The following is a 15874-nucleotide window of genomic DNA, read 5'->3' as shown; positions in this document are numbered from 1 at the left end:
ACTAAGAAGTTTAATAGAAATTATCAGTAACCTTTTTTATAAAACCACAGCTTCCGTTTCTAACTGCAATTTTTGCTCTTTCAAAAAGTAATGTTTCATGATCGGGCCTGATATGATCATGGTTACCACGGTCATTACCACCAGGCCTTCAAACACCGGCTCACTGATGATCTTTGCCTGCAGGGCCAGCAGCCCCAGGACAATTTCCTGCGAACCCCTTGCATTCATTCCAAAAGCAACCGCTATCGATTCATTTTTGCTCATGCCGCTCATGGCACTGCCAATTCCGGCACCTATAAGTTTTGCAAGACATGCGATGACGAGGATGATCACTACAACCTCAAGGTTAAAATTGGCGATAAAATTCAACCTTAACCCAACTGATGCAAAAAATAGCGGTGCCAGCACATTAATGGTGAACTGATGTAATACATGCTTGTGTTTCTCTTTAAAATATTCAGAATCATTGATGCCGACACCAACCAGGAAAGCCCCGAATATGCCGCGCACGCCAAGTCCTTCGGTAATACATGCGCTGATGAGGCAAAGGCAAACGGCCATGGTGAGTACCCTGCCCGGTTTTTCTCCCTTGCCTGCAAAAGCCAGCAGCTTATGAATAAGCCAGCGCCCGCCCGTTAGCATAAAAACCGCGTAAAGTATAACTACACTTACTGCCCAAAATGAGGCCTCGCCTTTGCCAACGTTCATGAGCTGAATGATAACGGAGAACAAGATCCAGCCCAGAAAATCATCAACCATAGCAGCTGTTAATACAATGTTGCCGATACGCGTGTTAAGAATATCAAGGTCGAGCAGTATTTTAGTGATCACAGAAAGTGCTGTTATGGAGAGCGCGGTCCCGAAAAATAACGAAGTGACCAATTGGTTATTAAAACCATTGGCAAAATGACTTTGGTACAGGAACCATACTGCCGCAAAACCAATTGCAAAAGGAAATATAATGCCTGTCAGGCTGATGCTGATAGCTTGTTTCCCATTCTGCCTGATCTGTTTCAGGTCTACCTCAAAACCGGCAATAAACATGAGTAAAATGATGCCGATATTGGCAATGCCGTCAAATGCTTCAAAAGCATGCGGGGTTGAGATGAAGATATTTTTAAAAAGACCGGGAAATAATAAACCCAGCAGGGTAGGCCCAACAATGATACCGGCGAAGATCTCGCCAATAATGGCAGGTAGTTTATACCTGCGGCACAGTTCTCCCAATAATCTTGCAGGTATCAGGATGATCAGGAGAATAAGCAGGAAATGTATTATCTCTGATGAATTAAGTTTAGAAACCATATTTAAAAAATTATTGCAAACCTTCCTTTACCTCAATTCTTAACTGATGGGTATTAAAGACATGTGAAAACGGTTCGACGCTTTTGGTTAAAAACACGCTGCCTCCTATTACACTATGATGGCCTATTAGTGTGCGGCCGCCTAAAATAGTGCTGCGGGCATAAATTACCACGTTGTCCCCAACGGTAGGATGGCGTTTTGTTTCAGACAGATCTTTACTCACTTGTGCCGCACCTAAGGTTACCCCCTGGTAAATAGTTACATGTTTTCCAATAATACTGGTAGCGCCTATTACTATGCCGGTTCCATGATCAATGCAGAACGGCACACCAATTTCGGCTTTGGGGTGAATATCCACACCGGTTTTGCCGTGTGCGTGCTCGGATAAGATCCGGGGCAAAATGGGTATAGCCAGCCGGGTAAGCTGATGAGCGATACGGTAAACAGCAATAGCATAAAAGCCCGGATAAGATACAATTACTTCGTGCACGCTGGTAGCTGCAGGGTCTTTTTCGTAAATCATCGACGCATCATGCCGCAGGTCCTGATATATTTCATTCAAAGAATCATAGAAAGCGATTACAGCTCCTTCAACATCAATGTCTTTCGGGTCAAGATAACTTAACAGTATGTTTTCCAGGTCTATCTGGTTCTTTTTTAAGTGACCGCCATATATAGATAGCTTGTTGGCATGATTGTTAGGAAACAAAAACTCAAACAGATCAGACAGCCAGCCAACGCAAGCCCTGATCTTTGGCGTGGCCTCCCATTCGGCTTTATGGGTTTGATAAAGCAGTTGTATAAAACTATCGAGCTTATCGTCTTTCATTGTGGTGGTTTATCGTTTAAGACTGTGAAGCGTTTTTACCAGTAAATCAATTTCGGCACAGGTATTATAGAATGCCAGTGATGGCCGCACCGTGGCTTCAACACCAAAGCGCCGGAGGATAGGCTGGGCACAGTGATGGCCCGAACGTACTGCAATCCCCTGTTGATTTAGTGCTGCACCAACCTCTTCGGTTTTGTAGCCATCCAGCACAAATGATAGAACGCTGGCTTTTTCGGGTGCCGTACCAATCAGTCGTATCCCTTTTACTTCTTTTAATAATTGCGTTGCATAAACAAGCAGGTAATGTTCATATTGCGCAATAGCAGGCATACCGAGGCGGGTTACATAATCAATGGCCGCACCAAGGCCAACAGCATCGGCAATATTACCTGTACCGGCCTCAAACCTGCCGGGAGCGTCGTGATATTGGGTATATTCAAAAGTAACATCCTTAATCATGTTGCCGCCACCCTGCCAGGGCTGGGTTTGGTTTAGCAGATCTTCCTTTCCGTAAAGCACACCGATACCCGTAGGGCCAAATACCTTATGACCGGAAAATACAAACCAATCGGCATTTAAAGCCCGTACATCAACCGGCATGTGCGATACGGACTGGGCTCCGTCAACCAATACTTTAGCCCCTGCCAAATGTGCCAGGTGAACAATCTGTGCTGCCGGTGTAACCGTACCTAAGGCGTTTGACACCTGGGTAAATGAAACCAGTTTGGTTTTAGGCCCAAGCAGTTTTACATATTCATCAAGTATGATCTGCCCGTCATCATCAACCGGGATCACCCTTATTTTTAACCCTTTTTTAGCCGCCAGTTGCTGCCACGGAACGATGTTGGCATGATGTTCCAACTGGCTTACAATGATCTCGTCGCCAGCAACCAGGTTTTGCTCGCCCCAGCTTTTGGCTACCAGGTTGATCGCTTCGGTGGCGCCGCGTACAAAAATGATCTCGTTTATGGAGCCCACGTTCAGGAAGGTTTGCACTTTTTTGCGAGCGCCTTCATATGCATCTGTAGCCCTTGCCGCCAGTTCATGGGCAGCACGGTGGATGTTTGAGTTTTCGTGCTCGTAAAAATAGGTGATGCGGTCAATTACCTGTTTGGGCTTTTGGGTGGTAGCTGCATTGTCCAACCATATCAACTGTTTGCCATTCACCTGCTCCTGTAATATCGGGAAATCCCGCCTTACGATGTTTACATCAAACGGCGGACTTATAATCCCACTGATACCAACCTGCTTAACTTTTTCCTGATCGGATTTTACCTTGGGTAATCCATGGTTATCCGATAAAAAATAAAACGGAATTTCGGTTGTTACAGGTGCACCGGTAAACGGTAAAGCATTTGAGGGGCCTGATGAATGGATATTACTCAATATTTTCTTCAAATCTCCCTCAAAAACCTGATCCTGCTGATAAGGCAAGTGAAGCAGGTTTTCGGGAGCGGGTGAAAGCTGCTCAACCGGGAAGTTTTGCTTTAAAGCTACATCAGGTATGAGATCAGTTTTCACCAGGTACGAATCATAACCAAAGCCGGGCTTCGAGGGCAATTGCGCGCCAAAGGTATTAACCGGGCTATGCTGAACAGGCTCCGAAGCGTTAGCATGGGCGCTTAAATTAGGATCCGCGAAACTGGTTTGCGGATCTTTGAGGTTGATAGCATTATGCTGGTTAATGGCCGATGGTGAAATGCCGCCATCGCCAATGGTGCTTGAAGGAACTGAAGTTGCAGGTGCATCTGCATGCTGATGAGGGTTAAATAAACCTGCATCAGCTATACTGCCCGGCAATGGAAAAGCCTCAGGAGCTTGCTGAGCTGGTAATTGATTTACAATACCGCCCGGCCCGACTTTGAAAAACTGGTTGGCCAGTTGTTCCAGTTCCTGAAGGTTGGGCAGGTTATCCGGATTAATATTTGTACTCATAATAGTTACCTAAATCAACATCTTCCAAAACAGCTATAGCATCATCAACCAAAACAGCTAATGAGCAATAAAGCGAAACAAGGTATGAGGCAATTGCTTTATTATTGATGCCCATAAACCGCACGGATAATCCCGGTGATTGTTCGCCAGGTAAGCCTGGCTGGAACAAGCCTACTACACCCTGCCTGCTTTCGCCTGTGCGTAAAAGGATGATTTTTGATTTGTTATTGACGATAGGCAGTTTATCCGATGGGATAAGCGGGATGCCTCTCCAGGTAATAAACTGTGAACCAAACAAGGAAACGGTTGGTGGCGGTACGCCCCGGCGGGTACATTCACGACCGAAAGCAGCTATAGCCAGGGGATGCAGCAGGAAAAATCCTGGCTCTTTCCAAACTTTGGTGATCAGTTCATCCAGATCATCTGGTGTAGGAGGGCCAAGCCTTGTTTTTATTTTTTGCGATGGGGCTACGCTGCTTAACAAACCGTATTCGGTGTTATTGATCAGCTCGCTTTCCTGGCGTTCTTTAACAATCTCAATGGTGAGGCGTAACTGCTCGCTGATCTGGTTGTAAGGTTTACTGTAAAGGTCGGACACACGGGTGTGCACGTCCAGTACGGTATTTACAGCGCTCAGGTTGTATTCCCTTGGGTTTTCCTCATAATCAACATATGTCGACGGCAATTCACGCTCATCGCGGTTGGAGCAATCTACTTCCACATTATTGGCATCAACAACCTTGTTCAAGCGGTAAACGCCCGATTCAACAGGGATCCAGTTTAATAAATGAGTTAACCAGCGTGGGGTGATGGTTGATAATTGCGGAACGGTACGGGTGGCTACGGCCAACTGTCTGGCGGCTACATCACCAAGGGCGGTTTGTTTGGGTTTTTGATCGGGCATTAGATAATTAATAAGTGTTTTAAAGATTGATTTAGTGGTGTTTTTCAACTATTAACACCTGCTTTGCAATGATAAGAAATAAAAATATATAAAATCTATAGGAATTATAGATTTTATTACATGTTTGCATTATCAGTTCTTTAATACTTATCCAGAAAAAACGGAGGGGAAGGCATCATGAAGTCTTGGTAACCTGTACATTACCATATGTAAAAGGTGCTAATTCCTGCTCCTGTAAAAGGAGAGATGCCGATGTGTACGATGAATAATTGCCGTTGATCAGCAGTGGTAAAACTACTGTTGATCAAACGTGGTTGTGCTATTCCGTTTCAGTTGTTTACAGGAACAGCTTGCCTTCCATTACAATGACTGATGAACCGCTGATCCACACACCGTCTGCGGATACGTTTACATGGATAACCGATGGGTGTTCAATATAGGCACCCTGGAGTATCTGGTGATCCTCGTCCTGCTTTATGTAGCCGAGTTGATGAAGGTAGCCGGCAAGCGGGCCTGCCGCGGTACCGGTAGCCGGGTCTTCATCTATCCCGATACCCGGATTGAAGAACCTGGATTCGGCAAGGAACCCCTCGGTAATACCGTTTACAGTGAAGAGATAAAAACCTTCGAACCCATATTGTTCTGAGATTTTCTTTAACATTGTTTTGTTAGAGGTGGCTTTTTTCAGGGCCTCCAGATTGCGGACAGGAACCATCAGGTGCGCAACTTCTGTTTTTACAATGCTGACAGGCCATCCGTTCAGATCAAGCTCTTCTGGGCTTAAACCTACTGCCTCCGCAATGATTTCTTTAGGGGGCTTGCCGCTTATACTGGCTGGCCGTTGTTTCATACCCACATAAGGTATGCCATTCAATTCGGTAATTTTTAATGGTATGTTGGTGTCTTTGATCTTTACCAATTTTTCGCTGTGCTGATTTTTAAAGATATCCCACTTTTTAATCAGCGCCAGGCAAACAGCACCTAAAAGGTTATGACCAGCCCCGGCAACTTCAAATTTAGCAGGCGTAAATGACCGCACCTTAAGGATGTTTTCATTTGCGTTATAATGTATAAACGAAGTTTCTGAATACCCGAATTCTCTTGAAATATCGTGGTACTGCTGTAGATCCAGTTCATTTTCGATGTAAACCACAGATAATTGGTTCCCTTTATAACGCTGGTTGGTAAATACATCCAGCACATAATAATTTAGTTCGTTCATTGTTGTTTGATATTTATGTATCCACAAATTTAAATAGTAACATTTAGCTATCTTCATGGGTTAACAAGAGGTAACCGGTTACCTCTTGTTAACTATCTTATATTTGAATAATGGAAAAGAATGCGGAAACTAAGGACGTTACCTGTGAGCAGGAGTTGACAGCTATCCGGGATAGCCTGGAAATCCTTGGCGGTAAATGGAAGTTGAGAATTATGAGGCATCTTAATAACCACATCCACGAAATCAATACGTTCAAAAAAATCCAGCGCGAAGTAGAAGGGATCTCTGCTAAAATGCTTTCAAAAGAACTGCATGAGCTTGAGATCAATATGTTAGTTACCCGCACTGTTATGGATACAAAGCCTGTGACTGTAAGCTATGCCATAACCCAATATGGTCTCAGCGTTTTTCCGGTTACGGAAAGCCTGGTGAAATGGGGGTTAAATCACCGGCAGCAAATTAAATAATTTAGAGCCTGTACCTTTCTATCTTAGAAGCTGTTTAAATTTGATATTATAAAAAAGCTAAAAAAAACGTCATTGCGAGGTACGAAGCAATTCCCGACAGGCAGGTAACGGTCTTTGTACTATAAACTTACATCGTTGCGCTCTTGGCCGCGCGTGACCAGGTACTTTTGTCTTGATACAAAAGTACCCAAAAAATCAAGTCAGCAGATAGGCTTCTTTGCGCACAAGCCTTTGCCCTGCAAAACGGATAGAACCACGGACTGCAATTATTTTGCCCTGCTTCGCACCCACTCACCCGAGCTTCTGCAAAAACTTGCTATGCCCTTTCCTGCACTCAAGGCCACCATTGTTCTATCCGTTTTCGCCCGAAGCTTATCTGCTGACGGGATTCTTTTTTATTTATCATGTCGTGGGTAGTAAGTAAAATCCGCGGCATCTGAAGGAAAGATAACGTATCTCCTCCGTCAGGGCCCCGGATTTTACCTACTCGTAATGACGTTTGGGGGTATATTATCTCTATCAAATTTAAACAGCTTCTTAGGTTGAAAAAGAATTTTAAGATTGTGGATCAATTCCAAACCATCCGACGTGGAGAGGGTTAATTTACTATGAACGCCGAACATTCAAAAATCATCGATATTGCAGCAAAGAGTGCCATTAATGCGCGGTATAGCAATACAACAATTGCTATGGTAAATGATCACGTTGTACGGCTTAGTATTATGACAGAGCCTTTCTTTTGGCATTTCCATCCAAACTCCGACGAAAGTTTTTTAGTGATTGAAGGTTCACTGTTTATTGATCTTGAGGAATCGACAGTAGAATTATTGCCTAACCAGTTATTTACAGTACCGGGAAATGTGATACACCGTACAAGGCCCGGTTCTCCGCGATCTGTAAATCTAACGTTTGAAAGCGCCTCGATGGAGACCATTCGGGTAGAGAGGGATAAATAAACTAAAGATATGGTCGTTCGTGGCCATATTAAATGTTAAAACAGAAGCCAAAAGGCCCCCGGTTAGGTTGTTCCAAAATGCTGTCAATTCTGCGCAATCTCCTTCATCTGGAAAATTATAAACTCTCCATAATAAATACACTATAAAATCTATAGATTTTATAGTGTATTTATTATATTAGCAGGCAAATAGTTTTTAGGATACATAAAGAACTTAAAGAAGCTTATATGATGTGTAAACCTGTCGGAAGATACCCGGGATTTCATAAAATCGAGATCATCGCTGAGCTGGAAATACCTGTCATCCGGCAATCGGTGCTCCGGGCGATAAAAAGCAACTGTGCTCATGAAGCTCACATTGAAAATAACGGTACTTTCAGTCGATTTATCCCTCCAAACGTTTATACGCCAGATTCAGTGCTGATCAGGAAGTTGTCGGGAAGTTCATTGGTTGTTAGCTTTTACAGTAACGCATGGCGTACCTACGGCTTAAAGTATCTTTGGGAAGTTAATGAGCTTCAGTCAGTCATCTGTGATTTAGGAGGACAGCTGATGCTTGTTGAACCTAATGAACCGGAAGTTGTTCCCGCTTCTGATATTGGGGGTTACGGTTTAAATTTACATTTCTATTTTAACCCAATGGATATTGTTGCTGACAGGTTCAGGATATATCCGAAAGATTTCCCTGATCACAACAGCAATCCCGGAGAAAAAAAACATATCGTCAGGTTGGCCGACTACCTAATTGATACCTTTTATAAGGTAGTGCTTTCACACATAAACATCAGGCGGGATCCTGGCATCAGGAGCTCAGAATTACAATATGCCTGATTAGGCAACCTTTTTACAAAATAAAGAAATGAAAAAAATTAAACTCTTTGCAATACTGTTGTTTTTTAGTACTGCTTTATTTGCTCAGGACAAACCCCTAACCATCGAAAATTATTACAAACTTAAATGGGGCCATGCCGACGAATTTATTGCACTTTGGAAAAAGAACCACTACCCGCTGCTCAAAAAATTGCAGGAAAAAGGGGATGTGCTAAGCATTAAAGCCGAAACACCGGTGCTGCATAGCGGCGAAGATACCCGCTGGGATTTTAAGGTGACACTCACTTTTAAAACAGAGCACCTTGCGCTTGATTACAGCATTGTTGATCCTTACAAGAAACAGCTTTTTCCTGACCAGGAAAGCTATGCCAAAGCCGAACAGCAGCGCTTTGAGCTGGTCATTGCCCACTGGGATGTACCTGTGGAAACTATACCCTTAAATTAAATGATAAAATGAAAAAGAGATTATATGCACTGGTGTTTTTCAGCCTGTCTATCGCAACAACAGTAAATGCCCAATCCTTTATTGCCGAAGGCCCCTGGCGGGGTGTTTTCCGCCAGCAAAATGGTACCGAAGTACCTTTTAATTTTGAAGTTAAAGGAAAAACCGCTGCTACCGCTAAAGTTTTCCTCATCAACGGACCCGAACGTTTCGCTGCCAGCGGAGTAAGCCAAAAGGGTGACTCGTTATTCATCGCCTTCGATCAGTTTGATAACGAGTTGGCGCTTCAGATCGGTGATAAAAAACTCAGTGGTGCACTTCGCAAAAAAGATCTCCCGGGCCGTACTACGCCCTTAGATGCTACTTTTGGTGAAACCTACCGCTTTGCCGATAATGGTGAAAAACCTGCGGCAGATATTTCAGGCAAGTACGATGCAACATTTAAAGGCAGAAACGGCACGGATGAAAAGAAAGTTGGTATCTTTAAACAACAGGGGAGTAAACTGGAGGCTACCTTTTTAAGTATTACAGGCGATTCGCGTTACCTTGAAGGTGTTGTACAGGGCAATAAATTTTACCTGTCATCCTTTATTGGAGGCGGAGCAGCCTATTATACCGGTACTTTCGATAATTCAGGACAGATTACAGGTACTGCAAACGGCACATCGTTTACCGCTGCAAAAAATGCAGAAGCTGCTTTACCTGATCCTTATAAATTGACTTATTTAAAAGAAGGTTATAAAACATTTGATTTTTCGCTGCCGGATGAGGATGGCAACCGGATTTCTCTGAAAGACGATAAATTTAAAAATAAGGTAGTAATCTTAACCATTGGCGGTACCTGGTGCCCAAACTGTATTGATGAGGCTGGATTTGTAGCTCCCTGGTATCAAAAGAACAAAGGCCGTGGTGTAGAGGTTATTGGTGTGCAGTTTGAGCGTAAAGCTGATCCTGCATATGTGAAAAATGCGATGGGGAATTTTAAAAAGCGGTTTAATATTACCTACACCGAAGTGTTCGGCGGCCTGGCGGATAAAAAAGCAGTAGCCGAATCTTTCCCGGCTTTAAATACATTTTTATCCTTCCCCACCATATTGTTTATTGATAAAAAAGGGAATGTAGATAAGATCTATACCGGTTTTACCGGCCCGGCAACAGGAGCTTATTATACGCAGTTTATCAGGGAATTTAACGAAGAGGTAGATCAGCTGCTGAAAAAGGATGCAATTTGATCTACTAACGATTGTTTTAAATTATTTATAGAAATGATATAATGAAAACCGTCATTGCGAGGTACGAAGCAATCCCCGATTGGCAGATCCGCTCTGTATAGTTTGGGATTATTAATAATTATAATTTGATTTTTATAGGTATTAATGAGCTCTCTACGTTCGGTTGTCTTCGTACCTCGCAATGACGATCTGTTATTCGTTCTCTATTTAAGTCATTCCATACAAAATTAATTTACAACCATATTATACACCTTATTATGAAACATCTGTTCAAATTCGTTAGTGTTGTTTTTTTATCAGCACTCTGCTGCATAGCCTCGGCTCAAAATAAAATCGTTGTTTTTCAATCGGATTTTGGATTAAAAGATGGTGCGGTTTCGGCCATGAAAGGTGTTGCCAACGGCGTATCTCCCGACCTGAAACTGTATGACCTTACCCATGAAATCCCGGCTTATAACATTTGGGAGGCTTCATACCGCCTGTTCCAAACGGTAAACTATTGGCCGGCTGGTACCGTGTTTGTTTCGGTTGTTGACCCTGGCGTTGGTACAACGCGTAAATCGGTAGTGCTGAAAACCAATACAGGCCAGTTTATTGTTACGCCTGATAACGGCACACTTACATTGGTTGCCGAGGCCCTGGGAATAGCTGAGATCAGGGAAATAGATGAGGCTGTTAACCGTCGTAAAGATTCGGGTAAATCCTATACTTTTCACGGTCGTGATGTTTATGCTTACACTGCCGCCCGTTTAGCCGCGGGGGTAATCAATTTTGAGCAGGTTGGGCCTGCATTACCTAAACAGGTTGTAAATATCCCTTACCAAAAAGCAGTGCTGGAAAACGGAAAGCTGAAAGGCACCATAGCCATTCTTGATATTCAATACGGCAACATCTGGACAAATATAGGCGATGACCTGGTTAAACAGCTTAACCCCCAATATGGCGATGCTTTACATGTTGTTATTTACCACAGCGGTAAAAAAGCTTATGAAGGTGATGCCCCATATAGCCAAACATTTGGCGCGGTAGCACAGGGAAAACCCTTAAGCTACCTCAACAGCCTGCTGCAGCTATCTTTCGCACTTAACCAGGCCAGTTTTGCCGACGTGCACAAAATAGCCAGCGGCAACGACTGGAGTGTAGAAGTATCGCTTGCCTCAAAAAAATAAGATATAAATCGTTACCGGTGCATAATGTACGGTAACGGTTTTAATAAACTGTTTACTGATGAAAGAAATTGCTTTTAGAACAAGGAGCAAATAGGAGGCACCTACGGAGCCCGGACATTTTATTTTTTAAACTATAAACACGCGACTCCGCTGGAACCGATTGTTTGTAATTCACAACTCCAGCGGAGTTGCGTGCTTGTAGAAATGTTTTCGAATTGATTTTAGGCTCAGTAGGTGCCTCGTTTTTAAAAGCGATTATTTATTTAATTCTATCCTTATGACAAAAAAACTTACTTCCATTATTTTGCTCTTCCTGTTCATCAATCATTTTGCTATTGCACAGGATAAGGTAATTACAGGGCACATTACCGATAATACAGGTAAGCCCGTTAATGGCGCAACTGTAATTGCCCAGCCGTCGGGCAGGGGGACAGCCAGTACTGCCGATGGATCATTCCGCCTGTCGGCTGCCAATACTGATAAAGCTATTAAGGTTACGCTTGTGGGTTATGAAGCTTACATCCAGCCCATAACTGGTTTGCACAAGTTTGATATTGCTTTGCAGCCTTCATCTGGTAATGTACTGAACGAAGTGGTACTGGTGGGCACCCGGAGCGCAGGCCGCACCCGGTTAAATACCACTGCACCGGTTGATGTATTTGATATAGGTAAACTTCAACAGCAAACGCCTCAAAACGATCTTAACCAACTATTACAATATGCGTCGCCATCATTTAACTCCAACAGGCAGTCATCGTCTGACGGTACCGAACATATTGATCCGGCGAGTATCCGGGGTCTTGGACCTGATCAGTTGCTGGTGCTTATTAACGGCAAACGCAGGCATACCACATCACTTGTAAATAACCAGGGTACTATTGGTAACGGCTCAGTTGGTACCGATCTGAATGCTATCCCGGCTTCGGCAATTGAGCGGATAGAAGTGTTACGTGATGGGGCTTCGGCACAATACGGTTCTGACGCTATTGCGGGTGTTGTAGACATCGTACTCAAAAAAAATACCGGCGACCTGTTTGCATCAGCCACGGGCGGCGTAAGTTCAAAAGGTGATGGCGGCTTAGGGCAGCTTAATCTTAATTACGGCACCGCTTTGGGTAAAAACGGAGGTTATATCAACATTACAGGTGAAGGCTATATCCGCGACCGCACAACCCGCGCACAGAACAACAATCTCATCATTTTTGACCAGTCGGCGTTGAATAATTACTTCGCTTATGATTTTACAGATGATCCGGCTGCTTCACGCAAATACGATGATGATATGCTGAAACAGAAGGGATTGAGCCGTGATAAGTTTAATTTTCAGATAGGGGATGCGAAGATCAAAAACATAGCGTCGTTCTTTAACCTGAGTCTTCCGTTCAGTGATGGTAAAGGCGAGTTTTATGCCTTTGGCGGGTATAGCTATCGTCAGGGTGAGGGTTATGGCTTTCGCCGTTTGCCAAGCGATTATACGGTAAATGTTTACAGCATTTTCCCTGATGGTTACCAGCCCAATACCACCTCCCACATCAGCGACAGGTCGATCGCCTTTGGTTTTAAGCACACGCTGGGTAGTTGGAAGGCTGATTTGAGCAATACCCTCGGCGATAACAGGTTTGATTATTTTGTAAATAATACTGTTAATGCTTCACTTGAAGATAAATCGCCAACCAGCTTTAAGGCAGGCGGTCACGAGTTTTTACAAAACACCACCAACTTTGATATCAGCCGTAAATTTGATGTATTGCAGGGATTGAACCTTGCCTTTGGAGCCGAGTTCAGGGTTGATAAATATCAGATCCGTGCGGGCGAAGAAGCTTCATGGAAAAACTACGCGCTGGTAACCGCACCGGATGGTACCGTTTCAAACCCTTCGGGACTGGCTGGTGGCTCGCAGTCGTTCCCTGGCTTCTCGCCGCAGAACGCCGTAGATAAAAGCCGTAATAATACAGGAGTTTATGCCGATGCTGAACTGGATGTAACATCAAAATGGCTCATCAGCGGGGCCACCCGTTTTGAGCATTACAGCGATTTCGGATCGGCGCTGAGCGGCAAATTTGCAACACGATATAAAATAGCCAGCGGTTTCAACTTGCGGGGTGCCATAAGTAACGGTTTCAGGGCACCGTCATTGCAGCAGCAATACTTCAGCTATGTAAGTACAGATATTTTGCCTGATAATACTTTAGGTGCATCTGGCTTTTTTACCAATAATAGTGCTGTTGCCAAAGCATTGGGCATCCCCAAATTAAAACAGGAAAAATCAGTTAATTATAGCTTTGGTTTTACAGCCCAGCCGCTAAAAGACCTGAACATTTCTGCCGATGGTTACCTGATCAATATTAAAGACAGGATAGTGTTAACAGGTAGTTTTGGGTTTGATCCGGATGGAAACCCCGTGCCGGCTATACAAGATATCATTAACCCGTTAGGTGCAAGCTCTGCCCGTTTTTTTAGTAACGCAGTTGATACCCGTACTAAAGGTATTGATGTGGTGGCCGATTATACCATCCGCAGTGGCAATAACAGGTTCAACGCGTCGTTGGGTTTTAATATCAACACCAATAAAATAACAGGCATTCATGTACCGGCCCAGCTAAAAGGGCAGGAACGGATCTTCTTTTCACCTAACGACAGTACGCTGATAGTAAAAGGGACACCGCATACTAAAACCAATTTGTCATTAACTTACAGCTATAAAAAGTTTAGCATGCTGCTGCGTAACGTATATTTTGGAGCGGTTAACCGTAACGATTTTCCATTTGGCGAAGAACAGCAGTTTAAAGGTAAAATAGTTACCGATATTTCATTTAGTTATACTGTTAACCCGCTTACCCTTACTATTGGCGCTAATAACCTGTTCAATATCTATCCTGATAAGCAGATCTATGATAACAGCTATTTTGGTGTATTTAAATACGCTCCGGTACAAATGGGGACATTGGGATCGTTCTTTTTCGGTCGCTTAACGCTTAATATTCCTTCGGGGAAATAGGATAAAAATCATCTCAATTTCAGCACAGGGCAAAGATGACAGGCAAAAGTAAAATTCCGCCGGCTTGCCCGGCCTTGTGCTAATTGCTCGTTAACTTTGGTTGATGACATCTATCAAATATTCAGTCCTCGACCTGGCAACAGTAGTAGAAGGACATACCATTGCAGACAGTTTTAGCGGAAGTGTAGCTAATGCCCAGCAGGCAGAATCACTGGGTTATACCCGTTATTGGTTTGCTGAACATCATAATATGATTAACGTAGCCAGTTCGGCGACCAGTTTGCTGATCGGTCATATTGCAGGCCATACGTCAACAATTCGTGTAGGCTCGGGCGGGATTATGCTGCCCAATCATTCTCCGCTCGTAGTCGCCGAGCAATTCGGTACTTTGGAAACGTTGTATCCTGGTCGTATCGACCTGGGTTTAGGCAGGGCACCGGGTACCGATCAAACCACGGCGTTCGCTATTCGTGGTGAAAACATGAATTCCGCTTTCCACTTTCCGAGGGATGTGGAAGCGCTACAATATTATTTTGCAGGCGATCATCCGAATGGTGTTAACGCTATCCCGGGCGAAGGGCTTGATATCCCGATCTGGATTTTGGGGTCCAGTCTGGATAGTGCCAGACTTGCCGCAGAAAAAGGGTTACCGTATGCCTTTGCAAGCCACTTTGCACCAACTTATTTTCTGCAGGCTATTGACCTTTACCGCAAAACTTTCAAGCCGTCCCTGCATTTACAAGAGCCGTATGTGCTGGCATGCGTGAATGTTGTGGCCGCCGATACCGACGATGAGGCAAATTACCTGGCCACTTCACTGCAACGATTATTTAAGGGTATTATTACAGGCAGGCGCCAGCTTTTGCCGCCACCTGTTGAGAGTATGGACGGAATCTGGAGCCCGTACGAACGCGAAGCTGCAATGCAGATGCTTACCTATTCGTTTATCGGGAGCAAGGCTACTATAGCCAATGAGCTTAACGCCTTTATAAAAAATACGGGCATTAACGAGCTAATGGCTACTTCGCATATTTACAGCCAGGATGCGAAACTGAAATCATACCGTTTACTGGCCGAAGCGATGAACACTTAAATTGATGACATATATAAGATAGGAAAAAACTGCAGCAAATATTAAGAGCGAAGCTGTAGCAGAAGGTGTTTTTTGAAGAGCAAATAAAAACCAGGCCTTCTGTGGCAAATGATTTGCGAAAGGATCCGATGCCCCTAATCGCCATGGTATGTTAAGAAGTTTTTTTGTTGCTGTGGTGGCTGCTGCACAAATCCCGAACTATTTCATGCCTGATTTGTGTTTAATAACGGATCTGGAGGTATAACTATTTTGGTTCAATTATTTACCCGTTAAAAATTCGCTTTCACAACGCAGGGGCCCTTCAGAGACCCCGCCGGGACAGAAAATTTTGGCAACAAATATTTAAAATATAGTATTGGTTTTACAAGCGCCAAGGAATTGAAAAAGTATGTTTTTCTATTATTTATTATTAAGTAAAATTTGCAAAACAGATGAAGCCAATTTTTGGCTTCATCAAAAAACATTGACATTTGTGTAAAAATGTGCCAGATA

13 protein-coding genes are annotated in these 15874 nt (G+C 43.7%); 8 read left to right on the top strand and 5 right to left on the bottom strand.

The genetic code is table 11. From position 1 onward, the window contains the following. Positions 1-36: 36 nt before the first annotated feature. The 5 genes from ACFFGT_RS15075 to ACFFGT_RS15055 form a co-directional block, all read right to left on the bottom strand. Positions 37-1305 (bottom strand): cation:proton antiporter, encoded by a 1269-nt coding sequence (locus ACFFGT_RS15075; protein WP_377023360.1) that lies wholly within the window; start codon positions 1303-1305, stop codon positions 37-39. A 10-nt stretch (positions 1306-1315) separates the two neighbouring features. Beyond that, positions 1316-2134 (bottom strand): serine O-acetyltransferase, encoded by an 819-nt coding sequence (locus ACFFGT_RS15070; RefSeq protein WP_377023359.1) that lies wholly within the window; start codon positions 2132-2134, stop codon positions 1316-1318. Between the two features lie 9 nt (positions 2135-2143). Beyond that, positions 2144-4069 carry a family 2A encapsulin nanocompartment cargo protein cysteine desulfurase gene (locus ACFFGT_RS15065; protein WP_377023358.1) on the bottom strand — a complete coding sequence of 642 codons (1926 nt, stop codon included), beginning with the start codon at positions 4067-4069 and terminating at the stop codon, positions 2144-2146. Further along, positions 4053-4973 (bottom strand): family 2A encapsulin nanocompartment shell protein, encoded by a 921-nt coding sequence (locus ACFFGT_RS15060; RefSeq protein ID WP_121228816.1) that lies wholly within the window; start codon positions 4971-4973, stop codon positions 4053-4055. The genes ACFFGT_RS15065 and ACFFGT_RS15060 overlap by 17 nt, the downstream gene beginning before the upstream one ends. Before the next feature lie 337 nt (positions 4974-5310). Continuing rightward, positions 5311-6195, bottom strand: a complete 885-nt coding sequence (locus tag ACFFGT_RS15055; RefSeq protein ID WP_377023357.1) for a PhzF family protein — start codon at positions 6193-6195, stop codon at positions 5311-5313. Positions 6196-6305: 110 nt separating this feature from the next. Here ACFFGT_RS15055 and ACFFGT_RS15050 point away from each other — a divergent pair, with 110 nt between their 5' ends. The 8 genes from ACFFGT_RS15050 (at position 6306) to ACFFGT_RS15015 (ending at position 15382) form a co-directional block, all read left to right on the top strand. Next, positions 6306-6662 (top strand): winged helix-turn-helix transcriptional regulator, encoded by a 357-nt coding sequence (locus tag ACFFGT_RS15050; RefSeq protein WP_377023356.1) that lies wholly within the window; start codon positions 6306-6308, stop codon positions 6660-6662. A 608-nt stretch (positions 6663-7270) separates the two neighbouring features. Further along, entirely contained in the window at positions 7271-7618 is a 348-nt protein-coding gene (locus ACFFGT_RS15045) for a cupin domain-containing protein (RefSeq protein ID WP_377023355.1), read from the top strand. Between the two features lie 227 nt (positions 7619-7845). Further along, positions 7846-8448 (top strand): hypothetical protein, encoded by a 603-nt coding sequence (locus ACFFGT_RS15040; protein WP_377023354.1) that lies wholly within the window; start codon positions 7846-7848, stop codon positions 8446-8448. A 28-nt stretch (positions 8449-8476) separates the two neighbouring features. Further along, a complete protein-coding gene (locus tag ACFFGT_RS15035) occupies positions 8477-8893 on the top strand; it encodes a hypothetical protein (protein ID WP_377023353.1) in 417 nt (138 codons plus the stop codon). Between the two features lie 8 nt (positions 8894-8901). Next, a complete protein-coding gene (locus tag ACFFGT_RS15030; RefSeq protein WP_377023352.1) occupies positions 8902-10122 on the top strand; it encodes a peroxiredoxin family protein in 1221 nt (406 codons plus the stop codon). Between the two features lie 257 nt (positions 10123-10379). Next, the gene (locus ACFFGT_RS15025) at positions 10380-11291 is read left to right on the top strand and encodes an SAM hydrolase/SAM-dependent halogenase family protein (RefSeq protein WP_377023351.1); all 912 of its coding nucleotides are present in this window, start codon (positions 10380-10382) and stop codon (positions 11289-11291) included. Between the two features lie 277 nt (positions 11292-11568). After that, entirely contained in the window at positions 11569-14289 is a 2721-nt protein-coding gene (locus tag ACFFGT_RS15020) for a TonB-dependent receptor (protein WP_377023350.1), read from the top strand. Between the two features lie 103 nt (positions 14290-14392). Further along, complete coding sequence (locus tag ACFFGT_RS15015) at positions 14393-15382, top strand: LLM class flavin-dependent oxidoreductase (protein WP_377023349.1); 990 nt, start codon at positions 14393-14395, stop codon at positions 15380-15382. The last annotated feature ends 492 nt before the right edge of the window (positions 15383-15874 follow it).

Source organism: Mucilaginibacter angelicae (assembly GCF_042434235.1).
Taxonomy (GTDB): domain Bacteria; phylum Bacteroidota; class Bacteroidia; order Sphingobacteriales; family Sphingobacteriaceae; genus Mucilaginibacter; species Mucilaginibacter angelicae.
This window is presented reverse-complemented; position numbering and strand designations above follow the sequence as displayed.